Origin of the sequence: Citrobacter rodentium NBRC 105723 = DSM 16636 (genome assembly GCF_021278985.1) — a bacterium.
Taxonomy (GTDB): Bacteria; Pseudomonadota; Gammaproteobacteria; order Enterobacterales; family Enterobacteriaceae; genus Citrobacter_A; species Citrobacter_A rodentium.
The window spans coordinates 2,209,439-2,235,723 of sequence record NZ_CP082833.1 but is presented as its reverse complement, the minus strand read 5'-3'; the positions used below and the strand labels follow the sequence as shown (position 1 = coordinate 2,235,723).

General features: G+C 53.3%; 20 protein-coding genes, 1 tRNA gene and 2 pseudogenes. 9 read left to right on the top strand and 14 right to left on the bottom strand.

Going from position 1 to position 26,285, the window contains the following annotated elements; all coding sequences use genetic code 11:
* Positions 1-2: 2 nt before the first annotated feature.
* On the bottom strand, positions 3-1,976 hold the full coding sequence (locus K7R23_RS10580) for a hypothetical protein (protein WP_012907286.1): 1,974 nt from the start codon (positions 1,974-1,976) through the stop codon (positions 3-5).
* Positions 1,973-2,626 carry a hypothetical protein gene (locus tag K7R23_RS10575; protein ID WP_012907287.1) on the bottom strand — a complete coding sequence of 218 codons (654 nt, stop codon included), beginning with the start codon at positions 2,624-2,626 and terminating at the stop codon, positions 1,973-1,975. Before K7R23_RS10575 ends, K7R23_RS10580 begins: the two co-directional genes overlap by 4 nt.
* Before the next feature lie 519 nt (positions 2,627-3,145).
* Here K7R23_RS10575 and K7R23_RS10570 point away from each other — a divergent pair.
* Positions 3,146-3,607, top strand: a complete 462-nt coding sequence (locus tag K7R23_RS10570) for a hypothetical protein (RefSeq protein WP_024132874.1) — start codon at positions 3,146-3,148, stop codon at positions 3,605-3,607.
* The gene (locus tag K7R23_RS10565) at positions 3,604-3,822 is read left to right on the top strand and encodes a helix-turn-helix domain-containing protein (RefSeq protein WP_024132875.1); all 219 of its coding nucleotides are present in this window, start codon (positions 3,604-3,606) and stop codon (positions 3,820-3,822) included. Before K7R23_RS10570 ends, K7R23_RS10565 begins: the two co-directional genes overlap by 4 nt.
* Positions 3,823-4,277: 455 nt before the next feature.
* On the opposite strand, the gene K7R23_RS10560 is transcribed toward K7R23_RS10565, so the two are convergent.
* A complete protein-coding gene (locus K7R23_RS10560) occupies positions 4,278-4,436 on the bottom strand; it encodes a hypothetical protein (RefSeq protein ID WP_231851572.1) in 159 nt (52 codons plus the stop codon).
* A 233-nt stretch (positions 4,437-4,669) separates the two neighbouring features.
* Here K7R23_RS10560 and K7R23_RS10555 point away from each other — a divergent pair.
* Positions 4,670-5,558 (top strand): annotated as a pseudogene (locus K7R23_RS10555) (integrase domain-containing protein).
* A gap of 798 nt (positions 5,559-6,356) precedes the next feature.
* On the opposite strand, the pseudogene K7R23_RS10550 reads toward K7R23_RS10555, so the two are convergent.
* From K7R23_RS10550 to aspA, 8 genes and pseudogenes are all read right to left on the bottom strand, one after another.
* Positions 6,357-7,611: pseudogene (locus tag K7R23_RS10550) on the bottom strand (tyrosine-type recombinase/integrase).
* A gap of 159 nt (positions 7,612-7,770) precedes the next feature.
* Positions 7,771-7,846: transfer RNA gene (locus tag K7R23_RS10545), tRNA-Phe, on the bottom strand.
* Between the two features lie 115 nt (positions 7,847-7,961).
* Positions 7,962-9,986, bottom strand: a complete 2,025-nt coding sequence (locus K7R23_RS10540; protein WP_012907289.1) for a DUF1176 domain-containing protein — start codon at positions 9,984-9,986, stop codon at positions 7,962-7,964.
* Between the two features lie 67 nt (positions 9,987-10,053).
* Positions 10,054-10,629, bottom strand: a complete 576-nt coding sequence (locus tag K7R23_RS10535) for a transcriptional regulator (RefSeq protein WP_012907290.1) — start codon at positions 10,627-10,629, stop codon at positions 10,054-10,056.
* 36 nt (positions 10,630-10,665) lie between these two features.
* Positions 10,666-12,375, bottom strand: a complete 1,710-nt coding sequence (locus tag K7R23_RS10530; RefSeq protein WP_012907291.1) for a protein-disulfide reductase DsbD — start codon at positions 12,373-12,375, stop codon at positions 10,666-10,668.
* On the bottom strand, positions 12,351-12,698 hold the full coding sequence (cutA, locus tag K7R23_RS10525) for a divalent cation tolerance protein CutA (RefSeq protein WP_024132876.1): 348 nt from the start codon (positions 12,696-12,698) through the stop codon (positions 12,351-12,353). The genes K7R23_RS10530 and cutA overlap by 25 nt, the downstream gene beginning before the upstream one ends.
* Before the next feature lie 119 nt (positions 12,699-12,817).
* On the bottom strand, positions 12,818-14,119 hold the full coding sequence (gene dcuA / locus K7R23_RS10520) for an anaerobic C4-dicarboxylate transporter DcuA (RefSeq protein WP_012907293.1): 1,302 nt from the start codon (positions 14,117-14,119) through the stop codon (positions 12,818-12,820).
* Between the two features lie 114 nt (positions 14,120-14,233).
* Positions 14,234-15,670 (bottom strand): aspartate ammonia-lyase, encoded by a 1,437-nt coding sequence (gene aspA / locus K7R23_RS10515; RefSeq protein WP_012907294.1) that lies wholly within the window; start codon positions 15,668-15,670, stop codon positions 14,234-14,236.
* A gap of 339 nt (positions 15,671-16,009) precedes the next feature.
* Between aspA and K7R23_RS10510 the strand changes: the two genes are divergently transcribed.
* Complete coding sequence (locus K7R23_RS10510; RefSeq protein WP_012907295.1) at positions 16,010-16,486, top strand: FxsA family protein; 477 nt, start codon at positions 16,010-16,012, stop codon at positions 16,484-16,486.
* Positions 16,487-16,528: 42 nt separating this feature from the next.
* Here K7R23_RS10510 and yjeH read toward each other — a convergent pair whose 3' ends face one another.
* On the bottom strand, positions 16,529-17,785 hold the full coding sequence (gene yjeH / locus K7R23_RS10505; RefSeq protein WP_012907296.1) for an L-methionine/branched-chain amino acid transporter: 1,257 nt from the start codon (positions 17,783-17,785) through the stop codon (positions 16,529-16,531).
* A gap of 273 nt (positions 17,786-18,058) precedes the next feature.
* Here yjeH and K7R23_RS10500 point away from each other — a divergent pair, with 273 nt between their 5' ends.
* The 4 genes from K7R23_RS10500 to K7R23_RS10485 all read left to right on the top strand — a co-directional run bounded on the left by K7R23_RS10500 (position 18,059) and on the right by K7R23_RS10485 (position 23,462).
* Positions 18,059-18,352, top strand: a complete 294-nt coding sequence (locus tag K7R23_RS10500) for a co-chaperone GroES (RefSeq protein WP_000027827.1) — start codon at positions 18,059-18,061, stop codon at positions 18,350-18,352.
* Positions 18,353-18,395: 43 nt separating this feature from the next.
* Positions 18,396-20,042, top strand: coding sequence for a chaperonin GroEL (gene groL / locus K7R23_RS10495; RefSeq protein WP_012907297.1), 1,647 nt, complete (start codon positions 18,396-18,398; stop codon positions 20,040-20,042).
* A 1,091-nt stretch (positions 20,043-21,133) separates the two neighbouring features.
* A complete protein-coding gene (gene ltrA / locus K7R23_RS10490; RefSeq protein WP_024132878.1) occupies positions 21,134-22,846 on the top strand; it encodes a group II intron reverse transcriptase/maturase in 1,713 nt (570 codons plus the stop codon).
* Between the two features lie 262 nt (positions 22,847-23,108).
* Complete coding sequence (locus K7R23_RS10485) at positions 23,109-23,462, top strand: DUF4156 domain-containing protein (protein WP_024132879.1); 354 nt, start codon at positions 23,109-23,111, stop codon at positions 23,460-23,462.
* A 120-nt stretch (positions 23,463-23,582) separates the two neighbouring features.
* On the opposite strand, the gene yjeJ is transcribed toward K7R23_RS10485, so the two are convergent.
* Together yjeJ and epmB are read right to left on the bottom strand one after the other, a co-directional pair.
* Positions 23,583-24,446 (bottom strand): YjeJ family protein, encoded by an 864-nt coding sequence (yjeJ, locus tag K7R23_RS10480; protein WP_012907300.1) that lies wholly within the window; start codon positions 24,444-24,446, stop codon positions 23,583-23,585.
* A gap of 160 nt (positions 24,447-24,606) precedes the next feature.
* Positions 24,607-25,635, bottom strand: coding sequence for an EF-P beta-lysylation protein EpmB (epmB, locus tag K7R23_RS10475; protein ID WP_012907301.1), 1,029 nt, complete (start codon positions 25,633-25,635; stop codon positions 24,607-24,609).
* Positions 25,636-25,676: 41 nt separating this feature from the next.
* Here epmB and efp point away from each other — a divergent pair, with 41 nt between their 5' ends.
* Positions 25,677-26,243, top strand: coding sequence for an elongation factor P (gene efp / locus K7R23_RS10470; protein ID WP_012907302.1), 567 nt, complete (start codon positions 25,677-25,679; stop codon positions 26,241-26,243).
* The last annotated feature ends 42 nt before the right edge of the window (positions 26,244-26,285 follow it).

Here is a 26,285-nt window from a genome sequence, read left to right as displayed (position 1 = left end):
TCCTAGAACAACGTTTCTGTACCTACTGCGATTTTGCGTCGTTTTTGAGGTACTACGGGTTCTAATTCAGATCGCATTATTGCGCCGACTATAACCTGAATACCGGGGATTTCATTAACAGTCGCTGCGACTGCACCAATCAAAGCTGAAAAATTATCGGCACTCATCTCGGAGGCCGCCGGTGAATCAAGAATAAGTAGGCCAGGATGTCTGCCGAAACCTCGCGAACGGGCCACCTTTAATGTAGCCAACGCCGCAGCCACACGAATCCGTAGATTTTCACCAGAGTTGAGGCCACTGAATGTAACATCAACCCCACCCTGGCGGAGATCCATGCGGTGAGCTTTGAATGACAATGCTTCGAGGTTACGAACACCAAATCTCTCTGCAAGATCGAAAAGCTCCTTTTCTACTTCTTTCATTATTTCTGCTTGGAGCCCCTCCATAGCTTTTTTTGTAATGATTTCTGCCGAATTGAGTACCCGTATTATTTCATTTTCTTGAGGTGTTTCTTGGCTGGAGGTAACGAGCATGGAATTCAACTCTTCGATTCGTCCATCAATTCCGGCAATTTCTCGTAAAATCCGATCTGTATCATCGGAACCAGATAATACATCTCCCAACTTATTGAGTTGTTCGAGCGTCGCATCACGTGATTCATCTGCTTTGAGAAAAATATTTTTAGTTTTCGCTAATACTTCAACTGCATTTTTTCGTGCTGTATCTGAATCATTGACAGCTATTTCCAGTTCGTTGAAATCTATAGCCTCATGCCCATCTATTTGAAGAGATTCATTACCGCAAAGACCACATGCCTGAATAATATGGGAGGAGAAACGGTCTGGTTGTAGTTTTGTTTCGCATGCCGGACAGCAAACAGGTTGAAGTTTGCGGAAAACATAACCAGCAGCAGCCTCATCCTTGGCTTGTTGTAACATTTGTCGCGCTTCGGCATGAGCAACTGTAGTCTCCTGAACAAGAGTTTGGGCTTTATTCAATTCATTTCGTAGGCTTATGACTTTCTCTTGCTCTATTGATAATTTGTAATCTAGGGAACTGAGCTCTCTTCGTATGTGGTTACGATCGGATAATTGAGACAGTTCGCATTCCTTTTCCTTTTTTTCCTCTTGCAGGGACTCGATTCGTTCAGCAACCTTAAAGTTACCTGCCAGATTATCGTTTTGAGCTTTATCGTATTCACTCTTTGCTTTCTTTAAGGCAGTAGAAATAGCTGTATAAGTGGATACCCAAGGCAAACCTATAAACATCTGGATCAGGCGCAACGGAAGGCCATCCTCGGTATGATCTCCAAATATAGCCGGGCCTGGTCCGGTTACGAATAGTGCCGAGGAAAGTGCGGTCCAGCCGTGCTCTACTACCGTGTTTTTATTAGATCTATAAGCATGAAAATGGTCAAAACCGAGTTCATCCATAAAAACATCTTCGATAGCTGTACGCAGTCCCTCTCCAGCCAAACCTGTATAGAGCGGGAGCTCTATGCCGCCAATAATGCGAACTAGTGAAGCCTCGGCCTTATTCTCGTCGGTTTCTGTGGGCTGTTTTTGCAATTCAATCTCATAGGAGGTATCGTCGATTTTGAACCGTACTTTTAGATTAGCAATCCAGCTCCAGACATCAAGCTTGATTTTACCCGGAAATCTCCCTTGTATAGCAGCACGAAATACAGCTAACGTGCTGGATTTCCCTTTGAAATTTCCCTCTGACAGGAGAGCCCATAGTCCATCTGAGAGCTCGGACCATTCAAATGAAAATGGTGTTTCTTGGTTTTTCTCACACTTCTTTCCCGTCATTTGAATGGATAACAAATTTAGTGTTCGAGCGCGCGGCAGAACCGGCCTTGGTCGAATTTTCAGTTCTTCGAGAATAGATGCCACTTTCTCAGGCAGTGAACCTGCTCGTTTTGCAATAGCCGCATGCCATTCGTTAATACTCATGCTGGTGTTTTTTTCAGTCATGCTGGCTCCTGTATACTAATATTTGATATCCGTTTTAATACACGATCTTTGATAGAGGGGATGGTTGCTCCATATGGTGTTGCGGCATATTCACCCTCTGAATAATGCATGTCTTTTAGTGCGCTTCCGCTTTTATTTTTTGCTACTAAAAATGCAAGTTGAGTTTGCTTTTCATACCAGGCAAGCTCTGGATATTCAGCGATAGTTTCATCTAAGAAAGTGCGCGCCAGAGTGCCAGTCAAATATTCATACTGATAATGACCAGTTGGTAACTTGCGTTTCATTGAACGAGCCAGCCCTCTGTACCCTAACATTGCCAATGATGTTTGCAAGTTGTCAAAGGCCCCTCTGCGCCAGCGAATCATTCTGACAAGACGAATGTCTGGCTCATCATCATCGAAAATATGCTTTGCGGCTTCAAGCACCGATATATCCAGAGTATGTGAGTAGATGTTTAGTAATTGGTCTGCGAGATAGTCTGGATAGCGAAGCCAGAAATCAATAGCCAGTGCACGTTTTTCTCCCAAAAATACGCGATCCCAGCCATCAGCAGGTTGTTTCAAGGGTTCACTTCCCCGAACTAAAATGAACAAGAGACGGAGTGCATCCCGGTAAACGTAGCCATTACTGGTTGAAATTGAATGTTTCATACCATCTGCTCCACTTATTTCGTGACGAATCGTATCACTGAGCTGTTTAGACTTTTATCCTTATACTTCGCTGTTGTGTTGCCACCACTTGAGCCAACTTTGACCTCTGGTACTGCCTGCGTAGTGGTTTTAATGCCGACGATGTTTATTTTACGGACAGTCCACCAATAAAACAAAGAGATAAAAGAATATTCTGACAGGGTAAATCTACATATAGCTTGGATTGTTGTATCAGTTCCCCTTGCCGCCTACTTCCAATCGCAGTATCCTTGTTTCGCACCTGCAAATTCAGGTGCCGGGCTTGACCTCCTGAATATATTTTGTTGGCGACATATTGACGCGCCTGCGTCTTTTTTTATGTCGTACGCGCGGCTACATCTCAATGGTGGGCTGGGCGGGGGCACCGCAAGGTGCGCCGGTTGCCAACAAAGCCGGTAAGGTCAACCCCGTCCAGTTCCACCACCCACGAGATTGACCTCTCAGGTGGTGGTTTATCAACTTTTGTTGGAGATTGCCACCATGGCTACGATCCCTACCCAAACACACCCGTTACTTACCGTTCCCTTCAGCGCCGCCACGGATTTCACCGCTCTGGCCGATCACTGCGACCGCTTCGCCGAAACCCTGATTGAAAGCGACGATCCGACGCTGCGGCTGGCGCTTTGCGGACGGCTTGCCGCCTGCCTCTCGCTGCTCCAGCCCACTCTGAACGATCCCATCCCGCCCCACCTGATTGAAAGCCTGACCACTGATACCCTTCCCGCCAGTTACCCCTGCTTTGAACCCGGTTCCGAATTACTTTGTGACTACTCACTCACGCTGGCGCAGCTTCTGACGGGGCGGGCGTTACTGCCGAAAATGGAACAGACGCTGACCGGATTACTGTGTGAGCTGGTCTGGTACTTTGCCGCCGAACTCAAAGCCCCGCGCTGGATACACACCGCCGACGGCGTAAAGTTTATTGACGAGGTGACAGTATGATGCAGCAAGACTGGCACTCCGCCGACATTATCGCCGGGCTGAGAAAGCGGGGCACCTCACTGGCGGCGTTGTCCCGTCAGGCCGGGCTGGCGTCCTCCACGCTGGCAAATGCCCTTAACCGCCGCTGGCCTAAAGGTGAAAGGTTGATCGCTGAAGCTCTGGGCGTTGCGCCAGAGCAAATTTGGCCTTCCCGCTACCGTAAACCTGAAAATTGATAAATAGCTCTCCCGTTCTTCTGATGGCTCTGTTGTCAGAAGAGCGGGAGAAGGCAAGCGAAGCGCGGCAGCGCAGGTTCGCAAAAATCCTTTTTGACGCACAAACAGTTTTTCCTTTCTGCACCATCGATACTGGCATAGTCTCCCTCCTGCTCCATGCTGTCGTTGACAGCGCCCAACGCTTCACAACCTGAAAGAAGCGCCTGTTATCAGGACGGTTGAGCCGTTTACCAGTGCAGAACTCTGCAAACACCGGGTCGCAGAACATCGCGACGGAGGCCCGAGTTTTTACAACTGTGCCAGAGTACTGCGCCCATCTCACCACACCGGAATTATCCCGGCCAGCGTATATTGGCTGACACCATCAGCGCCTTTTACCTTACGGCCTGCGGCCTGCATTTGCCGCAAGGCATTTGCTGCCGCGTGGCCGTAAAACTGCACCAGAAACGCAACGTTTAAACACTGAACCAGTGCCAGTGCGTCACTTTGACCGCGTAAAGCGGGAAAGTGACGCACGCAGCCTTTTCGACCTGCACCAGAAAACTCAACTGCGCCAGCTCATGGCTGGATCCTGACACCGCCTTTTCAGGCCATTTGACCAATAAGGAGAACATGAACCGATACCGGAGGGGGATCAGGACGATCCGGGGGATAACCCGCTAACGCGGGCGGCTGCTCAGAGAGCACAACCGAAGCCCCACCACACCTCAACGGCTGCCGCCCCGGCGCTCAGGTATCGTTCGCAGCCCCGATAAAACTCAGGGGCTATTGGCCTACGCGCCGGGGAAAGTTGTATCCGTGTTGGGTTTTTGGGATGAGTTTGCGGCAATCATGAAAAGGGGAATGTATGGGAATACTGGAGCAGGAAATGAAGCGACTGGCGCAGCAGGCAGGCGGTAGCCATAAGACCGTTCACGATCGCATTAAGCTGGCGCAGCGGCTTTGTGAGCGTCTGGTACTGGCGCAGAATGTGCAGATCCGCCGGGTGGAGCAACTTAAGGAGCGGCATATTGAAGGCTATATCCGGGAGCGACTGGCGCAGGGCATCACAAAGCGTTCCCTGCAAAACGAGATGGCAGCGGTACGCTGCATTCTGAAACAGGCCGGGCGTGACAGGCTGGCGCAGAGTGAGCGGCTAAATAACCGCTCGCTGGGATTATCCGGCGCATCCCGTAACGGTACGAAGCTGGCTATCACGCCGGAGCACTATTGCGATGTGCTGGGGACGGCCCGCGTAAAAGATCCGGGGATGGCGGTAGCGCTGGAACTTTCAAGACTGATGGGGCTGCGTTCGCAGGAGGCGGTGCAAAGTGTGCAGTCATTAAGAACGTGGCGGCAGGCAGGCGCTGGAGCGTGGCGATACCCGGTTAACTGTAGTTTTCGGCACTAAAGGCGGGCGGGCGCGTGAAACCATTATTCTTGATGCTGGCGCAGTCAAAAAAGCGCTGGATAATGCGCTGGCTGTGGCAGAAGATCGTCACGGCAGGCTGATAGATAAGCCGGATCTGAAAACCGCCATGAAATACTGGCACAGCCAGGCGTCGGGTCTCGGGTTAACTGACGCATATTCCCCGCACTCGTTGCGCTATGCGTGGGCACAGGATGCGATCCGTCATTATCTGGCGCAGGGATTCTGTGAGAAGGAAGCGCTGGCAATGACGGCGATGGATTTAGGTCACGGCGACGGGCGCGGACGGTATGTGGCGCAGGTGTACGGGCAGGGGGATACTGACTGATAGCCGTTGTCTTTCGTAAGACCCGTTATTAATCGGTTTTTGTACAAAATTATTTGCCCCCAAATAATTCTGGGTGATTTTCTATTAATCCCGGGTTATTCATAGGTTTTCGTACAAAAAATTTTGGGGCCAAAATTTTTTATATACGTTCCTATCAATACTGACAAGAACAATAACTATCGGCTATTAAATTCATGATTATTAATTATAAATTAATGAATTATGTTTGGATGGTCGATTTTTGATAGCCATTACGTTATAAAATACCCTTTATTCATCGTTATCCACCGAAAAAATTTCTACGTAGAAATTTTTTGTACGGTTTCCTCTTAATAACGGTACTTACAAACGGTATAGCCTATTAACAGGATTCTGGTGCAGCATTACAGTATTTTTCTGATGATTGCGCCAGCAAAAGGAAAAAGGCCAGATAAAGGTAAAGGGCGACTAAGGGTAACAGCGCCAGACCGGAAAAGGCCAAAGGGCTGAAAGGGCCTTAACACTGGCGCAGTTCTATATTTATCCGATTATATCTGGTGCAGTTGTGGCGTATTGGCAAATCAGGTTCTGGTGCAGATTGTCTGGCAGTTATCGCCTGAAGTATTCACCTCAAATAATTTTCGATATTCACCTATTGATTTGTGATGAATCGATAGAAGAGTACCCAATTTTATATGGCCCCGTATAAAATCGGGCGCTTTCCGATGAATAACCAGAAAAACGAAGTCAGAACCTTTTAATGCAAAAAAGCAGCTCCCGGACAACCAGAAACCGCTTTTCCATGACGCTGCGACTAACTCAGGCCGCCTTATGCCGCCGCGCATAAATGTACGGTGCCACGTACCCCTCGCGGCTCACATCGAGATAATCTGACCACCACTGCATCATCTCCATACGCGCTTCCAGATGCTCCGCCTTATGCACATACGCCGCCCGCACGCCGTTGCGCTCCTTGTGGCTCATCTGGCGCTCGATGGCATCTTTAGACCACAGCGCGGATTCGTTCAGGGCGCTACAGGCCATTGTTCTGAAACCATGACCGCAAACCTCGGTTTTGGTGTCGTAGCCAATCACGCGCAGCGCTTTGTTGATGGTGTTTTCGCTCATCGGCTTATTCATTGAGTGCGCACCTGCAAACACGAAGACAGACTCTCCGGTAATTTCCTTAATCTGCTCCAGCAGGGCGACGGCCTGCGCGGATAACGGCACCAGATGCTCATCCTTCATTTTTGCGCCACGCGATGAAAATCTCACTCCCTTAACCGCTTCCCGCTGTGCAGGCACTGTCCAGATACGGGCTTTCAGGTTGAACTAATCCCAGCGGGCGAGCCGCAGTTCGCTGGAGCGCAGGAAAACGTGCAGATTAAGCTCCAGCGCCAGACGGGTCAGCTCCCGCCCCTTGTAGCCATTAATCTTGTCCAGCAGCTCCGGCAGGCGTTTCAGGGGCAGAGCAGGGTGATGTTGGGTCACAACTGGGGTCACGACGCCATCCAGATCGTAAGCCGGATTATATTTAATCGTTCCCTGCTGTACGGCGTGGCGCATGATTTTGGTCAGATGCTGGCGCACCCGCCCGGCGACATCATGCACACCTTTATCATCGATAGATTTGACCAGTTGGGCCAGATGGCGGGTTTCAACCTCTGCAATGTCCATTGCGCCAATATCAGGGAAGACATAGCGCTTCAGGCAGGTCAGGATTTTGTCCGCGTGGCTTTCCGACCAGAGCTTAAAGCAACTGGTGTGCCACGCGGTAGCGATGTACTGAAAGGTGCGCGTGCCGTCAACGGCGGCTTTTTCCGCCTTGCGGGGCAGGGAAGGGCAAATGCCCGATACCAGCAGCTTACGCGCCGCATCGCGCTTTTCGCGCGCTTCTGCCAGCGTAACCTGTGGTAGCGAAGGCCAGACGGTTTTCCTTACCTTCAAAACGATAGCGGAAATACCACAGCTTAGAGCCGCTAGTGGATACCGTCAGGTACAGACCTTGTGCATCAGTGAGTTTATAGGATTTTGTGAGGGGTTTCGCGGCGCGGATCTTGCTGTCAGTCAACATGAGGGTCTCTCCATTCATCGAACTGAATGAACCCTCAATCTGACCCACAATTTTCCGGATACGTAGGGATAAATCAAAACGCATCCGGAAAGATTTTTACGCTAACTCATTGAATCACAAACACATAGGGATTTATAAGGAAGCATAAAAAAGGAAAGGTGGTGCCCGGACTCGGAATCGAACCAAGGACACGGGGATTTTCAATCCCCTGCTCTACCGACTGAGCTATCCGGGCAACGGGGCGCATTAAACCGTAATCGCGCCCGCCAGTCAACCTAATTTCCCGAAAAGCAGTTCAACTGCTTAACTTTGCGGCGATTCGGGCATAATTCAGCGACGTTAACCCGCCATCACAGTGCGCCGTTATCGCCTTCCCGAAACTGCCAGTCACTTTTTATCGACGTTGCCTGCCGCAGGCCGGAGATCGCATAGCCGCCCACAATATCACCTTTTTCAGCGGGCGAGCTGAGGACCACCTCGGCATCCACACCATGGTCATAAAATCCGTGATGGCTGAAGACGGTGCCAATATAACATTTCTCGTTTAGCCAGACGGGAACCAGGGCGACGGTTTCTATGGTGTAATGGCCTGCCAAGCCGCTATAGTACCATTCCGCGTCTTCTGCTGAGATGCCTTCAGGAACCGGGCAGATAGCGGTGTCAGGCTGGTCTGGGGGGAGGTCTTTAAGCAGATGGTCCTGCATTACATCCAGCGCCCTGAATAGCCCCGCCTTGTCCTTGTCGCTCAGCGCGGGGGTCAAGGGGCGGCCTTCTTCTGCTGAGTCGATGACGTCAAGCGTATAGTGATAGCGGAGGGTCACTACCGGCACCTTATTGTCTGTGCTGAACGGACGCAGCAGATAAATGTTATCTTCGCCAAAGACGCCGTTGAACCAGAGTGCGTAAACCTGACCGTTGATCCGTACCCACTGGCTCCACTGGTTAGCACCGCGGCCATTTTCCGAAAATAGCGCGCCGGGTACCCCAACGTCATCGTCGTTAGCGTTTTCATTCACGGTTAAGAATGCGCCATCACCCCGTTTAAGCACGCCGGTATAGCTGAAGAGGCCCGTCCCGCCAATATAACTGTCGATAATAAGATCGCGCTTGCCATCGCCGTCCAGATCAACCAGCGTAAAATTCACCTGACCATTTTCTGCATAAGCGCGAATGTTGGAATGCAAAAATGCCCTCCATTCATCGTCACTGATTTCCGGTGATGGTTTTGTCGTCGGCTGCGATGAATCTTCCGTGTATGAAAGGGTGAAGTCGGTGAACTGGCCCGTCAGCGGGAACCGTTTGGCGATTTTGCTCAGGTCGAGTTCGGGATCGATTTTTTGTTGCTCTGTTATGGCGTCGTAAAGCGCTTTCAGGGCGGCGTTGTCCGCATCCACATCAGACTGCGCGCGTACGTTACTGACAAACGTCGGGAGCGTCCAGACGCCGCCGACAGAGAGCGTTCCTTGTCCGCCGCTATGGTATTCATCACGCAGAATGAAGTGCTTTCCATTCCAGACCCAGAACTGAACGGGGCCGCTGAAGCGCGCTATCTCGCCATTTTCATATTCGCTGGCATCGCTGGTAATCAGTACGGGCGGAGAGGTCAGTTCGGCATTGGTCAGCCAGAGAGCAAAACGGGAAGCGTCAAAGCATTCGGTCTGGATCAGCGTATGCTGTTTATCCACCGGAATGCGGTAATAAAGTCTTTCCTGACCCTCTGCAGGTTCACGGCACCCCATCTCCGGAGTAAGTCTGAGCTGATGCGCCATTTTTAGTCGCTGTGTCGCCGTTAAAGGTTCCACCTCCGGAGTGCGAATGACCGGTTGGGTGATGATGAGCGGAGCAGGCTCGGCCTGCAGCACATCATTGCTGTTTTTATCTCCCGGATGCAGCAGAGCGCTTTGGGTAGAGAGACGTTTTTGAAACTCATCCATTTTCAGCAACACCGCGTTGGAACCGGCAGAGGAGAGCGGTATGCGGTTCCCGTCGGCTGCAAACTCAATGGTATTATCCTGGCGTAAGGCGGTGAGAAACGCGCTGCGAAGTGCGTAGCTGAGGGTGAAGTAGCCCTCTGCGGAGGGGGTTAATGCCCCTTCCTTTTGACCGTCAATAAAAAGCGCCGCGTCTGTCAAGGGAGGCTGGTTTTCCATACGTTGGGCAAAAGCCACCTCAACTGTTACGCTGGTGTCGGGGCCTGCCGGCCGCTTGAGCAGAACGCTAACCGCATTATCACTGTAACCCGCAGCCCGACAGGTGCCTGTGTTATCACAGGCGACCTCCCAGTCTTTGTGAGCAAATGAAAAGCCGTTTAGCGGTGCGGCGAAGAGCGGCATAGAGAGAAGGCCCGTCAGAAGGGCGCAGGGCAGGAGACGCATATAATTCCTTTTAATGAGTCGGCAGTGGCGAAATTATATGCGATTCAAAGAAGTAACGAAATGATAATCAGGTCAGCGCGCCGCCCAGGCGGCACTGGGCAAAGCGCAGAATGTCCTCCGCCAGACGGCGGGCGGTGTCCACATCGGCCTGACTGCGGTTGACCAGCATTCGGCTCAGGCAGCCTTCCAGCACCAGTTCCATCTGCCGGGCGACCATCGCCGGGTCGTCAACTTCGAGCGTGGTTAGCAGCTCATGGGTGAAGTCGTGCGCGGCGCGCTTTTGCTGGTCCGCCAACTGATGGATGGGATGCGCCGGATCGGGATAAAAGGTACAGGCGGCGATAAACAGACAGCCGGGATAGCGGTTATTGCTTACGCATTCGGTCAGCGCGGCGTAACGCGCCAGCAGCTTCTGTTCCGCAGTCTGCGTCTCATCCAGCATCAGCTGGCGCCGCCAGGTATCCACTTGCTGGCTCAGGTAGCGCAGAGCATCATACAAAAGGGCCTCATCATCGGGCCAGAAACGCTGCATCTCTTCTGGCGGGTAATCAACGCGTTCGGCCACCATCTTCAGCGTGGTATTGGCGATCCCGTGGATCTCTAATAATTTTAGGGCTTCTCCCAGGACATCTTCACGTTGCACGGTATTTTCCTCCGACTTTCCTTTTGCAAGTGTCGCTCACGGTTGGCGATCGCGCAAATGCGCGCTAAACGTCGCCGCGTCCATAAAGCCCGTCACCCGCGCCTGCGGGTGCTCATGACCCTGCGCATCGAAGAACAGAATGGTGGGCAGGCCAAGCACCTGCAAATGTTTCAGCAGCGCGACGTCCTGCGCGTTGTTGGCGGTCACGTTGGCCTGTAACAGCACCGTATCGCCCAGCGCCTGCTTCACCTGCGGGTCGCTGAAGGTGTATTTCTCGAACTCTTTACAGGCAACGCACCAGTCGGCGTACAGATCGAGCATCACTGGTTTGCCACTGGCTTCCGCCAGCGCCTGATTCAGCTCGTCGATATTCGTCACCTGTTTAAAGCTCAGATGCGTCTGCGACTGTACAGGAGACGCGCCAAACGTCCAGTCCTGTAACGGACGCACGCTGACCAGCGCCGCCGCCAGCAGGATAATCTGCACGATGCGCATCCAGCCGCGCCTGGCCTGCAGACTGGTGATAAACGCCCAGCCAAAGAAGGCGACGCCCAGCAGCGACCACAGACGCATACCCCAGACATCGCCGATAATGCGCTCCAGCAAAAAGACCGGCAGCGCGAGGATCACAAAACCGAAGGCGGTTTTGACATGCTCCATCCACGGACCGCTTTTCGGCAGCAGACGGTTACCGAAAATGGTAACCAGCATTAGCGGCAGCCCCATTCCCAGCGCGTAGAGGTAGAGCGTCCCGCCGCCAAGCCACAGATTGCCGCTCTGGGCGATGTACAGCAGTATGGCGCTCAGCGGGGCGGTGGTGCACGGCGAGCAAATCAGCCCGGCGATAGCCCCCATCGCAAAAACGCCGCCCGCAGAACCGCCCTGCTGACGATTGCTCATCAGCGTCAGGCGCGTTTGCAGCGCAGATGGCAGCTGTAGCGTGAACAGGCCAAACATCGACAGCGCAAGCAGGGTAAACACTGCCGCCAGAGTGATGAGCACCCAGGGATGCTGAAGCGCGGCCTGGAACTGCAACCCGGCGGCCGCGACCACCAGGCCCAGCGCGGTATAAGTGAGCGCCATCCCCTGCACATAAATAAAGGTCAGCAGCAGCGCGCGTCCGCTGGAAAGGCGCTGTTTACCGCCCAGCACAATGCCGGAAATAAGCGGATACATCGGCAGTACGCAGGGCGTAAAGGCGATACCGATGCCGATCAGCAGCGCCCATAGCGCGGAGAAGGGAAGCTGCGCGGGCGGCTGTCCGGCCGGTTGAACGGCTACCGGCGCTGGCGTTGCGGCAGACTGCGACGTGGCGCTGGCGACCACTTCGCTTAGCGGCACGGTTCGGGTTTCCGGCGGATAGCAAAAACCGGCGTCAGCGCAGCCCTGATACGTTACCGTCAGCGTCGCGCCAGCGGCAGCCTGTTGAACGATAACCGGAATTGTCAGCCGTTGGCGGTAGATCTCACTTTTGCCGTAAAACTCATCTTCATGCCAGACGCCCGCCGGCAGTGCGAGAGTGTCGATTTGCGCCTGCGCAGGCGTAACGCGGATTTGTTTGCGGTACAGGTAGTAGCCGTCCTTTATCTGCCAGTTGAGATTCAGGTTGTGCTGGTTTTGCTGAAAATCAAAGGCGAACGCCTGGTCAGCAGGGACAAAATTCGAGCGACCCGGCGCGTCGAACAGTCCGGCAAAAGATGATGCGCTGCAAAGCAGCAGGATCAGCGTAAGGATGCGTTGAGCCATGAGAGGTAATCATTGTCTCCGTGAGTGACGGGTAAAACCAGAAGTTCAGGCGTCTGATAAGGATGATGCGACTTCAGGCAATCGAGTAAAGCCTGCTGGTGCTGCACCGACGTTTTTAGCAGCATTTGCACTTCATACTCCTGCTCCAGTTTGCCTTCCCAGTAATAGAGCGACGTGGCGCCGGGAATCAGCGTGGCGCAGGCGGCCAGTTTTTCGGCCAGCGCTTTGGCGGCCAGATCCTGAGCGGTGGCTTCATCCGGTGCGGTGCAAAGCACAACAACGGCATCGGGGATGGACTTGTCCTGACGGCTAACATCAAGCATAAACACCTCGAATGAACGGAATGACCAGCAAGAAAGTGGTCACTATACAACGGACAAGGGCGAGATGTCAGATAAAGGGGAGGGAAATGCGGGGCGTGAACACGCCCCGCAGGTCATGCTTACAGTATAACGCTGCCCAGCAGGAAGCCGAAGCAGACCGCCAGAACCACACCCAGCGTACCGGGAATGAAGAACGGGTGGTTGAAGACGAACTTACCGATACGGGTGGTGCCGGTGTCATCCATCTGAACCGCCGCCACCAGCGTCGGGTAGGTTGGCAGAATGAACAGACCGGAAACCGCCGCGAAAGAGGCCACGGCAGTCAGCGGAGAGACGTTCAGCGCCAGCGCCATCGGCATCAGCGCTTTTGCGGTTGCCGCCTGAGAGTACAGCAGAGCGGAGGCAAAGAAGAAGATCACCGCCAGCAGCCACGGATGGCCCTGAATCACTTCGCCCGCCGTATCTTTGATCCAGTCAATATTGTGGGAGACGAAGGTGTCGCCCAGCCACGCCACGCCCAGAATACAGATACAGGCGCTCATACCGGCTTTGAAGGTGCTGGAGTTAAGAATGGCGTCGGTTTCCACTTTACACAGGATAGTGGTCAGCGTCGCGACGCTCAGCATGATGATCAGGATAGCGTTAGTGGTGTTCATCAGCGGCTTCTCAACCAGACCGAGGCTCGGGCTGTTGATAATCGCGTAAATGACCACCCCGACCACGCCCAGCAGGAACAGCCAGACGGAGTTTTTCGCCATCGGTTTGATTTCAATCTGCTTCTCGCCGCGCAGTTCAACCAGTCCCTCTTCCAGACGCTTGCGGTACACCGGATCGTCAGAGAGTTTGGAATTGAACAACATGGTGACGATGAAGGACATCACCAGCACCGCCAGCAGGGTGGACGGAATGACCACCGACAGCAGATGGATGTAGCTAATGCCATGTCCTTCCATTACCGAAGACATATACACCACCGCCGCGGAGATCGGCGATGCGGTAATGGCGATTTGAGCAGAAACCACGGCGGTGGAGAGCGGACGGCAAGGCTTGATGCCCTGTTCCTTCGCCACTTCCGCGATAACCGGCAGCGTCGCCAGAGAGATGTTCCCGGTGCCTGCAAAAATGGTCAGGAACCAGGTGACAATTGGCGCGAGAATAGTGATGTACTTCGGATTGCGACGCAGCAGTTTTTCCGTCTGGTTAACCAGATAGTCCAGGCCGCCAGCAACCTGCATTGCGGAGATGGCAGCGATAACCGCCATGATGATTGAAATGACATCGAACGGAATGTTACCGGGTTTGACGCCGATAGCGGCAAGCACCAGTACACCCAGCCCACCTGCAAATCCTATCCCGATGCCCCCAAGTCTGGCGCCCAGAAAGATTGCCAGCAAAACAATGATAAGTTCGACAACTATCATATTAGCCTACCTTGTTGTTTAACAAGTTGATATTAAATTGTTGTTATTTAGTAACTTCCGATAAGAAAAAGGGCACGTCATCTGACGTGCCCTTTTTGGTACTACCCTGTACGATTACTGTTCGCTTTCATCAGTATAACGTTTTGCTTTATAAGCCGGGTGCATCAGGTTTTGTGCGGAGAAAATATCGTCAAGCTCTGCTTCCGTCAACAGGCCGCGCTCCAGCACCACTTCACGTACGCTCTTACCGGTTTCGGCGCAGATCTTACCGACGATGTCGCCGTTGTGATGGCCGATGAACGGGTTGAGGTAGGTGACGATGCCGATAGAGTTAAAGACGTACCCTTCGCACACTTCTTTGTTAGCGGTGATACCGTTAACGCATTTTTCCAGCAGGTTGTAGCAGGCGTTGCTCAGGATATGAATGGATTCAAACATTGCCTGACCAATCACTGGCTCCATCACGTTCAGCTGCAGCTGGCCTGCTTCAGCGGCCATCGTGACGGTGGTGTCGTTGCCGATAACTTTGAAGCACACCTGGTTAACCACTTCCGGCACGACCGGGTTCACTTTCGCTGGCATGATAGATGAGCCCGCCTGCAGTTCCGGCAGGTTGATCTCGTTCAGGCCGGCGCGTGGACCAGAGGAGAGCAGACGCAGGTCGTTACAGATTTTGGACATCTTCACCGCCAGGCGCTTCAGCGCGCTGTGAACCATGACGTAAGCGCCGCAGTCGGAGGTCGCTTCAATCAGGTCTTCTGCCGGTACGCAGGCGAAGCCGGTGACTTCCGCCAGTTTTTGTACGGCCAGCGGGGAGTACTCTTTCGGGGTGTTCAGGCCAGTACCGATAGCTGTTGCGCCGAGGTTAACTTCCAGCAGCAGCTCAGCGGTACGCTCGATATTTTTCACTTCTTCTTTCAGCAGGACGCTGAATGCGCGGAACTCCTGACCCAGCGTCATCGGAACGGCATCCTGCAACTGGGTACGGCCCATTTTCAGGATGTCCTGGAACTCGACAGCTTTACGTTCGAAGCCTTCACGCAGCTGGTTGATAGCGTCGATCAGTTTAACGATGGAGGCGTAAACCGCGATGCGGAAACCGGTTGGGTAGGCGTCGTTGGTAGACTGACATTTGTTCACGTGGTCGTTCGGGTTCAGGTACTGATATTCACCTTTCTGGTGACCCATCAGCTCCAGCCCGATATTGGCCAGCACTTCGTTAGTGTTCATGTTGACGGAGGTGCCTGCACCGCCCTGGTAAACGTCTACCGGGAACTGGTCCATGCATTTGCCGTTATTCAGGACTTCATCACATGCGGCAATGATGGCATTCGCCACACTCTTAGGAATGGTCTGCAACTCTTTATTTGCCAGCGCTGCGGCCTTCTTGACCATGACCATTCCGCGCACAAACTCAGGGATATCGCTGATTTTGCTGTTGCTAATGTAGAAGTTTTCAATCGCTCTCAGAGTGTGAACACCATAGTAGGCTTCAGCTGGAACTTCCCTGGTACCCAACAGATCTTCTTCGATACGAATGTTGTTTAACATGTGAACCTTCTTTTTTAAAGCTGCCAATGAATGCACTAAATCCACAGAACATATGTGGTTTCGATTGTTTCCTGACCGACGATTATCCCCTCCATCGGTCTGCTGTACGAGATCATATTCTGCTTCAGGAATTGTGCCGTAACCTGGATCACTTTAAACGGCAGAAAATACCTCATAATTATTATTTTGTGAAATGGGTCACCGCTTTAGGATTAACTCTAAAAATAAGTGTACAAACAGCTTGAAATTTTGCGAACCATCCCCACAAAGAGTTAATGCGATTCGCCACTAATTTTGGGCCGACGTGGGTAAAACGGCGGTCTGCCACAGGAGAAACCCTTGCGCTGGATACCGTTACTTGCTGTCTTTCTCTATGTTTATATTGAGATTTCTATTTTTATTCAGGTCGCCCACGTCCTCGGCGTGCTGATGACGCTGATCCTGGTGATTTTCACTTCGGTGATCGGCATGTCGCTGGTGCGCAACCAGGGATTTAAGAACTTTTTATTGATGCAGCAGAAAATGGCGGCAGGTGAAAGCCCGGCAGCCGAGATGATTAAGAGTGTGTCGCTGATTATTGCGGGTCTGCTACTGCTGTTGCCCGGCTTTTTCACCGATTTCCTCGGCCTTCTTCTTTTATTACCGCCGGTGCAGAAGCACCTGACGATGAAACTGCTGCCGCATCTGCGCTTCTCCCGGATGCCGGGCGGCGGTTTTCATGCCGGAACCGGCGGCGGGGAAACCTTCGACGGCGAGTTTCAGCGTAAAGATGAAGAGCGCGAGCGAATCGAACATAAGGACGATCGTCGCGACTGATTACTGAGCAGCCGTACAGGCCCGGTAAGCCCCACCGGGCAACTAGGTATTCTTTGACGGATGGCACTCCGGCCTGCGCGGTAAAAACAGCCACAGTCCCGCCAGCATAATCAGCGCATACAGGCTCTTCCAGCCGACCATCAGTAACAACAGCAGACACAACAGGCCGCCGAGCGCCGCCAGCGCGCGATAGCGCCCTTGCAACAGGCGGCATCCCGCCAGCATGCACAGCAGGTAGATCATAATAAAGATGCCGTTGGCGTAGACGATAAGCGCATCAAGATTGATCTCCAGCGCGTAAATCGCCAGCGTGCTCGCCACGCAGCAGCCCAGCACGGCGTTCAGCGCATTACGTGGAATATGGCGTGAAGAAAGCCGGGCCAGATAATGATCGGGTCGGTATTGCGCCTGCGACCATACGAGACGGGCAAAGCTCTGTATATAAATGTTGAGGCTGGCGAAGCAGGCCAGATAGCCGATCGCGCAGGCCACCCACAGCGCCTGGACGCCAAACAGCCGTACCACGATATTCGGCAACGACGCCGCCGCCGCGATGGTTTCGCCCCAGGCGTCAAAGCGCAGCACCGCCACGGTACAGGCCCAGTAAACGGAGCCCGCCAGCAGCAGACCAATCATCAGCGCGCGCGGGAAGTCGCGCTCCGGGTTTTTAAATTCAGAGGCGAGATGGGCGAACGCTTCCAGACCGACAAAGCACCAGAACATCACCGACAGCGCAGAGAACAGCCCGGACGCGTCAATATCAGCAGGCGCAGGGAAGGGGATCTCCGCAGGCTTCAGGTCGCCTGCCCACCAGATAGCGACGATCAGCGTGATGATTAACAGCGCGATCGCCGTTTGCAGATTGGCGCTGGAGCTGGCGCCGCGCGAACCGACAAACCACACCAGCGCCAGCGTGCCGAGTTCCGCCAGCAGCAGCTGCCAGCCGTGCCAGCCGAACATCGCCTGCGCAAAACCGGCGGCGATGTGCAGGGCGGCGGGAAGGCCCACCGGGATCACCGATAAAAACAGCCAGCCGGTCACCCGTTCCAGATGAGAACCAAACGCCATGCCGACGAAATGGGCGACGCCGCCCGCGCTGGGATAATGGCGGCCCAGCAGGGCAAAGACGATGGCGATGGGGAACACTAAAACAATCAGAACCGGCCAGGCCCACAGGCTGTTATTGCCCGCCACCAGCGCGGCGAGAGCGGGGACGGCAAATACGCCGGTGCCTAATAATGATGTCGACAACAGGCCGATGCCCTGAGCCAGTCCCAGCTCTTGCTTTAGTCCACTCATGAGATGTTATCCGGTTGCGCCTGTTTCCAGGCCACTGCGCAGGTTTTTGATGTTAACACAATCAGATTTGCTTATGACGGTGGCGGGAAAATAGACGAGAAATGTGAGGTAAGTCGTGTTTTTGCAGGATTTTTTGCTGAACGCAATTTTTTTTCACGTTACCCCTTGAAGGGGGAAAAACCGATCCCCATCTCTCTGGTCACTAGCCGGCGAACCTGTATGGGACCGGCGTCACCCATAGATGATAAAGACCTTCTCAAAGGAGAGCTATCAATGAGTATTCGTCCGTTACATGATCGTGTGATCGTCAAGCGTAAAGAAGTTGAATCCAAATCAGCTGGCGGCATCGTTCTTACCGGTTCTGCAGCGGGTAAATCAACTCGTGGCGAGATCATCGCTGTCGGTAAGGGTCGCATCCTGGATAACGGCACCGTGCAACCGCTGGACGTGAAAGTCGGCGACATCGTGATTTTCAACGATGGCTACGGCGTGAAATCTGAGAAGATCGACAATGAAGAAGTGTTGATCATGTCTGAAAGTGACATTCTGGCAATTGTTGAAGCGTAATCCGCGAACGACACTGAACATACGAATTTAAGGGAAAGAGAAAATGGCAGCTAAAGACGTAAAATTCGGTAACGACGCTCGTGTGAAAATGCTGCGTGGCGTTAACGTACTGGCAGATGCAGTAAAAGTAACCCTCGGTCCGAAAGGCCGTAACGTAGTGCTGGACAAATCCTTCGGCGCACCGACCATCACCAAAGATGGCGTTTCCGTAGCGCGTGAAATCGAACTGGAAGACAAGTTCGAGAACATGGGCGCGCAGATGGTGAAAGAAGTTGCCTCTAAAGCAAACGATGCGGCAGGCGACGGCACCACCACCGCAACCGTACTGGCTCAGGCGATCATCACTGAAGGTCTGAAAGCCGTTGCTGCGGGCATGAACCCGATGGATCTGAAACGTGGTATCGATAAAGCGGTTACTGCTGCGGTTGAAGAACTGAAAGCGCTGTCCGTACCGTGCTCTGACTCGAAAGCGATTGCTCAGGTAGGCACCATCTCCGCTAACTCCGACGAAACCGTAGGTAAACTGATCGCTGAAGCGATGGATAAAGTCGGTAAAGAAGGCGTGATCACCGTTGAAGACGGCACCGGTCTGCAGGACGAACTGGACGTGGTTGAAGGTATGCAGTTCGACCGCGGCTACCTGTCTCCGTACTTCATCAACAAGCCGGAAACTGGCGCTGTAGAACTGGAAAGCCCGTACATCCTGCTGGCTGACAAGAAAATCTCCAACATCCGCGAAATGCTGCCGGTTCTGGAAGCCGTTGCGAAAGCAGGCAAACCGCTGCTGATCATCGCTGAAGACGTGGAAGGCGAAGCGCTGGCGACGCTGGTGGTTAACACCATGCGCGGCATCGTGAAAGTGGCTGCGGTTAAAGCGCCGGGCTTCGGCGATCGTCGTAAAGCCATGCTGCAGGATATCGCTACCCTGACCGCCGGTACCGTTATCTCTGAAGAGATCGGTATGGAGCTGGAAAAAGCGACCCTGGAAGATCTGGGTCAGGCGAAACGCGTGGTGATCAACAAAGACACCACTACCATCATCGATGGCGTGGGCGAAGAAGCGGCAATTCAGGGTCGTGTGACTCAGATTCGTCAGCAGATCGAAGAAGCCACTTCCGACTACGATCGTGAAAAATTGCAGGAGCGCGTAGCGAAACTGGCAGGCGGCGTTGCGGTAATCAAAGTTGGCGCAGCTACCGAAGTTGAAATGAAAGAGAAAAAAGCACGCGTTGAAGACGCCCTGCACGCGACCCGTGCGGCGGTGGAAGAAGGCGTGGTTGCCGGCGGCGGCGTTGCGCTGATTCGCGCAGCATCGAAGATTGCCGATCTGAAAGGTCAGAACGAAGATCAGAACGTGGGTATCAAAGTCGCGCTGCGCGCGATGGAAGCGCCGCTGCGTCAGATCGTGCTGAACTGCGGCGAAGAACCGTCTGTTGTGGCGAACACCGTGAAAGGCGGCGACGGCAACTACGGTTACAATGCGGCGACCGAAGAATACGGCAACATGATCGACATGGGTATCCTGGACCCGACCAAAGTAACCCGTTCTGCACTGCAGTACGCGGCTTCTGTGGCTGGCCTGATGATCACCACCGAGTGCATGGTGACCGACCTGCCGAAAGGCGATGCGCCTGACTTAGGTGCTGCTGGTGGTATGGGCGGCATGGGTGGTATGGGCGGCATGATGTAGTGCGACGAGAGTCGCATTCCTCTGCGTAAGTAACTGAATAAACAGAGAATTATCTCTAACAGTTATCTTGCGCGCCCTTGGTGAGCGGGGCTTGTCCCCGCTCCCAAAACCCTTTAGCGTAGCAGAAGGTGGAGCCGTTTCGACGGTGGAATACGCCCCCGAAGTTTGGGTTACCTTTAAGTCAATGAGCAGTAACGCGCCCATTACTTTCACTCAGTTATCCGCAGTAGTTTACTCTGCGCGGAGTGCCCATCAGGGCAGACGTCGGCGACGCCAAAATCGACGTTACATCCTTAAAGATTATGGCGCGGTTTGCCATACATCATCACTTCATCCTTTCATGGTTTCATGAACAGGACGGGATCGTTTTGCTCACGATCTTCACAAGAGGAATGCAGCGCAAGCTGTACGGGTGATTGTTCTGTCGCTTTTCTGAGCAGAAACAGCGAAGAAGAACCCGTTGTTCAGCCAACGGTAGCCTAAGGATAGTGCGTCACTGGTAACGGTGAGGTGCGAAGCTTCCTGACAACGTACTCCCGCGCAAGCGGCGGCTGGTATCCGCGAGGACGCCATCTGGATTGGTCTAACGACATGACCATGAGAGGCCAGGCTGTATCGTAAGGTTAACGTATGTGAACTGCTGTTAAACACCGTCAGCCGCATTGAGCGTAAGTCGTTGATACGCTCTGACCAAAAGGTGGGTGGCCAGGTTATCCCTCTTACATCTGGGGATACGCTGATATGAGCGCCACCGGTGGATAGGCAGAACCTAACCGATACGTGTCATCTGTACGGAACTCGGTAAGCCCGTATATTCGCCTCACTGAGGCAGGGGAGTCGCAAGGCGAACTGTTGGATATGCGGGTAAAGGAGGCTGGAGAAAGCAAACGCCGCGCTGTAATGGTGGGGATAGAGGCATGAAACAGGGCTTCACCGGAAACGGGGCAGACTTCCAGCTGGTCTTAAATCGTAATAAGGCTTGTAAAGCTTATTGAATGTAAAACCCCGAGGGGCGAAACGTGATTTCTCCCTCGGGGGAATCCACGTCCGTCCTCAGGGTGCTCTGCACGAGCATTCAGGAGGATAGCAAGGTGAATACCGAAACGCGAGTTGAATCGCAGGCGGTATCTGCATCTTCCCGCCCGGAAAGGTGGCACGCCATAAACTGGCGTAAAACCTCAGAAGCGGTGAGAAAGCTACAGGTACGCATTGCGAAGGCAGCGCAACGGCAGGAGTGGCGGCGCGTAAAAGCGCTGCAACGAATGCTGACCCGTTCGCTGGCGGCTAAGGCATTAGCGGTCAGGCGAGTCACGGAAAACCGGGGCAAGGATACCCCCGGAGTGGATGGAAAGTTATGGAGTACCCCGAAAACCAAATGGGAGGCCATCTTCGATATGAAGAGAACCGGATATCACCCTAAACCGCTGCGGCGGGTGTATATCCCGAAGTCGAACGGCAAGCTGCGTCCGCTCGGGATACCGACCATGAGGGACAGGGCCATGCAGGCGTTATATCTGCTGGCGCTGGAACCCGTGTCGGAAACCACAGCCGACCGCAACAGTTATGGTTTTCGTCCGATGCGTTCAACGGCGGATGCTATTGAACAGTGCTTTGTGGCGCTCAGCCGGGGCAACTCGGCGCAGTGGGTGCTGGAGGGCGATATCAAAGGGTGTTTCGATAACATCAGTCATGACTGGTTACTGGCGCATATCCCGATGGATAAGCAGGTGCTGGGTAAATGGCTGAAGGCAGGTTACATGAAGTCTGGTCATTACCATGCAACCGGCGCGGGAACGCCTCAGGGCGGCATCATCTCGCCGGTACTGGCCAACATGGCGCTTGACGGACTGGAAGCGGTACTTGAATCCCGATTTGGGGTGAAGAATACCAAAGCCAGCTACAAGACCAAGGTCAACTATGTGCGTTATGCAGACGACTTTATCATCACCGGTATCTCACAAGAGTTGCTGGAGAATGAAGTTAAACCTCTCGTTGAGGCCTTTATGGCGGAACGGGGGCTGCAATTATCGCCGGAGAAAACGGTGATAACGCACATTGAGCAGGGTTTTGACTTCCTTGGTCAGAACGTGCGCAAGTATCGCGGGAAAATGCTGATAAAGCCTTCCCGTAAGAACCTGCGAACGTTTCTGGCGAAGGTGAGGGACATCGTGAAACGTCATCCGACGCAGTCGCAGGGCTGGTTGATACGACAGCTCAACCCAGTATTACGGGGCTGGGCGAACTATCATCGGCATGTGGTAGCGAAGGAAACATTCAGCTATGTGGACTACCGTGTCTGGAAGCTGCTCTGGCGCTGGTGTTGCAGGCGGCATAAAAACCGCCATAAACGCTGGGTGAAAGAGAAATACTTTCACGCGGTGGGCAACCGGCACTGGACGTTTCAATGGCGGGAGAAAGAAGAGAAACCGGCGATGCTGGTATATCTGAAAGAGACCGTCATTAAACGGCATACCAAGATAAAGGCGGAAGCTAACCCTTATCTGCCTGAATGGGAACTGTACTTCGAGCAGCGCCTTGAGCGTCGCTGGAAGGAAACCATGCAGGGCAGGAAGAAATTACTGGCGCTTTGGCTCAGGCAGGAGAAACGCTGCCCGCTCTGTAACCAGTTAATCACAATGGATACAGGCTGGCATGTTCACCATAAGCACCAGAAGCATCTGGGCGGCGGTGACGAGCTTGAGAATCTGGTAATGCTGCATCCCGGCTGTCACATCCAGTGGCACGTGAATGAGGAAAAGACGCGCAGCCGGTTCAACCCGTCGGTTGAACTTATTAAGGCTTGAGCCGTATGCGGGGAAACTCGCTCGTACGGTTCTTAGGGGGCGGCGGCGCAGTAATGCGCTGCTGCTACCCGACATTTAATCTTCATAATTCACGCCGCATGTTGGCGGCGTGAATTATTCGGTTAAATACACTTAGCGAACCTATCGCGAAAAATGAGAAACCCCCGGGCAGAAATGCGCGGGGGTTTTTCTTTTGGACCTCTTTCTAGTATAAGATTCAACTACGGACACAGGGTCCAGCTCATTGATTATGGGGAATAACATGCACGTGAAATATTTAGCAGGGATCGTTGGTGCCGCGCTACTGATGGCGGGTTGTAGCTCCAGTAACGAACTGAGTGCCGCCGGTCAAAGCATCCGCTTTGTGGAAGATAAACCCGGCGCTGAATGTCAGTTGATTGGCACCGCGACCGGTACGCAGAGCAACTGGCTTTCCGGGCAGCATGGCGAAGAAGGCGGTTCTATGCGCGGCGCGGCAAACGATCTGCGTAACCAGGCTGCGGCAATGGGCGGCAACGTGCTCTACGGCGTAAGCAGCCCATCACAGGGCATGTTATCGAGCTTCGTTCCAACCGCCAGCAAGATGGTCGGTCAGGTTTATAAGTGTCCTGAGTAATTCACGTTTGTTGCCGGATGGCGACGCTGCGCGTCTTATCCGGCCAGTAAACAGTGCAACCCCGGTCACATAGCGGTTTCTATGCTCCCGGGGATGACTTCGTTTGCCGCCGTCACGCTATCAGGCGTTCTGTGTCTGACTCACTGACTGAACGCGTAAATGGTGTAAAGCGTGCAGGCACTGCTCCTGGGTCAGCTTTTCCGCCGTCCCGGTGGTTAGCGTCCTGATAAATACCTGACACGGTTTCCCTGCCAGTTTCTTCAGCCGTGGACTAAAGTTGGGCAGCCGATGAGAAATCGCTTCCGCCTCTTTGCTGTTCGACGGCACGCGGGTTTTGACCACCGTGCCGCTGAACTGCGCTTCTCCGGCATCGTCCGTAAAACGATAAATAAAAGCGAGATGATGGGTAAAAAGCAAATGCTTCCACTCTGGCTGGGTATAGGCGTCATACTCCAGACGTTCGGCGCCTGTGCAGTCCGCATCGTATAACGGTAAGAAATCCAGCAGCGAGGTAATACGCAGCGCCAGCTCACGCATCCCCGCATTTTCTACTGCGCGAACCATCGCCCTGGCCATCGTATCAATCTGCAATTCGTTCACCAGCAGTTCGCAGGAACTGCCGTCATGAAGGGTCAAACCGAAGGTTAAATGACCCTCCGCTGCGCTGTTTAAGGTGACGGAAGTGACGCGGCGGGTAATATCTGCATTGCGCAGCTCTTCTTCTACAATTGCGGGAATATTTTCCAGCATTTTCTTACTGGCTTTATCGCGCGCTTTTTCATACTGCTGCCGTTCGCTATCATTAAGTTTATGCTTTTCATCTAATTTGCTTTCAAAGGCGATCAGCAGATCTCTCAACTCCAGCACCGGGAGAAAAAACAGCGATTCTTTATTGCGTGGTTCTTTTATTTTCAACGCCAGCGCAAGAAATTCATTCGCTTTACGAATAACGCCCGTATTAACGCTTTTGATACTGATAGCCATAAAGGTTCTCCCTAACCAATTATTGATTTAATTATTAGTTGTGAGCTATATATATGTTTTTTAAATATATAATGCGAAAGGTTCCATTAAAATAACATAATATGTGGTCAGAAAACGGATATTTTGAGAAAGGTGTCCGAATCCGGACACCTGCTTGCGGTTAGTGCTGACGTAGCTGTAAATCGATCGGGGTCTTACTTGGCTCGCCGCCAATTTCCCGCGCCAGTTTTGGCACCATATACCCTGAAATCAGCGTTAACAGTTCGCGCATAATCTGCCGTGCTTCGTCGTCGGTGACCATGAAATGGGCCGCTCCCTGCACTTTATCCAGTACGTGCAGGTAATAGGGCATTACGCCTGCGTCAAACAAGGCGTTGCTGAGGTCGGCAAGCGTCCGGGCGTTGTCATTCACGCCGCGCAGCAGCACGCTCTGATTGAGCAGGGTGACGCCAGCCGCGCGCAGTTTCGCCATCGCCTCGCGGAAATCGCCGTCGATCTCGTTGGCGTGGTTAATGTGGTTGACCAACAGGATTTGCAGCGACGACCGTGCGAACCGGGCCGCCAGCTCCCCGGTGATCCGCGCCGGAATTACCACGGGCAGGCGGCTGTGGATGCGCAGGCGCTTTACGTGCCCGATGTCTTCCAGACGGGTAAGCAACCACTCCAGCTCATGATCCTTCGCCATCAGCGGGTCGCCGCCCGAGAAAATGATCTCATCCAGCTCAGGATGCGCGTTGATATAGTCCAGCGCGGCCTGCCAGTTTCGCTTATTGCCCTGATTTTCCGTATACGGGAAGTGACGGCGGAAGCAATAGCGACAATTTACCGCGCAGCCGCCTTTCACCAGCAGCAGCGCCCGGTTGCGGTATTTATGCAGCAGGCCAGGCACCACGCTGTGCTGTTCTTCCAGCGGGTCGGTGGAAAAGCCGGGGGCGGCGATAAACTCCTGCTGCGAGGTAAGTACCTGTCGTAAAAGCGGATCGTCCGGGTTACCCTTCTCCATACGCGCAATAAACGCGCGCGGTACGCGCAGGGCGAACAGGCGTCGGGCGTCGCGTCCGGCCAGCAGATTTTCATCTGTGTCTAACTGCAAAAGACGCAGGAGTTCATCAGGATCGGTCACAACATCGGCAAGTTGCGATAACCAATCTTCTCTGGATGGGGTATTTAGGGTTACAATATGCGCCATTTTGTGGCTTAGCTACCAGTTAACAATTTTCAGAGGGCCTTATGGCAACGTACTATAGCAACGATTTTCGCGCTGGTCTTAAAATCATGTTGGATGGCGAACCTTATGCCGTTGAATCCAGCGAATTCGTTAAACCAGGTAAAGGTCAGGCTTTCGCGCGCGTTAAGCTGCGCCGCCTGCTGACCGGCACCCGCGTAGAAAAAACCTTCAAGTCTACTGATTCCGCGGAAGGCGCAGACGTTGTCGATATGAACCTGACTTACCTGTACAACGACGGTGAGTTCTGGCACTTCATGAACAACGAAACCTTTGAGCAGCTGTCCGCAGACGCGAAAGCGATTGGCGACAACGCTAAATGGCTGTTGGACCAGGCTGAGTGCATCGTGACCCTGTGGAACGGTCAGCCGATCTCCGTTACGCCGCCGAACTTCGTTGAGCTGGAAATCGTTGATACCGATCCGGGTCTGAAAGGCGATACCGCAGGTACTGGCGGTAAACCCGCAACCCTGTCCACTGGCGCAGTGGTTAAAGTGCCGCTGTTCGTTCAGATCGGCGAGGTAATCAAAGTGGATACTCGTTCCGGCGAATACGTTTCCCGCGTGAAATAAGCCACGTTATCCTGAATGATGTAGCAATCAGTGATTCTGGTG

What these genes read in the sequence shown, in the direction of transcription:
- K7R23_RS10540 (WP_012907289.1), bottom strand. Translation starts at nt 9,986, where the DNA reads ATGCGTCTCCTGCCCTGCGCCCTTCTGACGGGCCTTCTCTCTATGCCG.
- K7R23_RS10500 (WP_000027827.1), top strand. Translation starts at nt 18,059, where the DNA reads ATGAGTATTCGTCCGTTACATGATCGTGTGATCGTCAAGCGTAAAGAA.
- K7R23_RS10485 (WP_024132879.1), top strand. Translation starts at nt 23,109, where the DNA reads ATGCACGTGAAATATTTAGCAGGGATCGTTGGTGCCGCGCTACTGATG.
- K7R23_RS10575 (WP_012907287.1), bottom strand. Translation starts at nt 2,626, where the DNA reads ATGAAACATTCAATTTCAACCAGTAATGGCTACGTTTACCGGGATGCA.
- cutA (WP_024132876.1), bottom strand. Translation starts at nt 12,698, where the DNA reads ATGCTTGATGTTAGCCGTCAGGACAAGTCCATCCCCGATGCCGTTGTT.
- K7R23_RS10580 (WP_012907286.1), bottom strand. Translation starts at nt 1,976, where the DNA reads ATGACTGAAAAAAACACCAGCATGAGTATTAACGAATGGCATGCGGCT.
- dcuA (WP_012907293.1), bottom strand. Translation starts at nt 14,119, where the DNA reads ATGATAGTTGTCGAACTTATCATTGTTTTGCTGGCAATCTTTCTGGGC.
- K7R23_RS10560 (WP_231851572.1), bottom strand. Translation starts at nt 4,436, where the DNA reads ATGTTCTCCTTATTGGTCAAATGGCCTGAAAAGGCGGTGTCAGGATCC.
- K7R23_RS10530 (WP_012907291.1), bottom strand. Translation starts at nt 12,375, where the DNA reads ATGGCTCAACGCATCCTTACGCTGATCCTGCTGCTTTGCAGCGCATCA.
- K7R23_RS10570 (WP_024132874.1), top strand. Translation starts at nt 3,146, where the DNA reads ATGGCTACGATCCCTACCCAAACACACCCGTTACTTACCGTTCCCTTC.
- epmB (WP_012907301.1), bottom strand. Translation starts at nt 25,635, where the DNA reads ATGGCGCATATTGTAACCCTAAATACCCCATCCAGAGAAGATTGGTTA.
- aspA (WP_012907294.1), bottom strand. Translation starts at nt 15,670, where the DNA reads ATGTTAAACAACATTCGTATCGAAGAAGATCTGTTGGGTACCAGGGAA.
- groL (WP_012907297.1), top strand. Translation starts at nt 18,396, where the DNA reads ATGGCAGCTAAAGACGTAAAATTCGGTAACGACGCTCGTGTGAAAATG.
- efp (WP_012907302.1), top strand. Translation starts at nt 25,677, where the DNA reads ATGGCAACGTACTATAGCAACGATTTTCGCGCTGGTCTTAAAATCATG.
- yjeH (WP_012907296.1), bottom strand. Translation starts at nt 17,785, where the DNA reads ATGAGTGGACTAAAGCAAGAGCTGGGACTGGCTCAGGGCATCGGCCTG.
- K7R23_RS10565 (WP_024132875.1), top strand. Translation starts at nt 3,604, where the DNA reads ATGATGCAGCAAGACTGGCACTCCGCCGACATTATCGCCGGGCTGAGA.
- yjeJ (WP_012907300.1), bottom strand. Translation starts at nt 24,446, where the DNA reads ATGGCTATCAGTATCAAAAGCGTTAATACGGGCGTTATTCGTAAAGCG.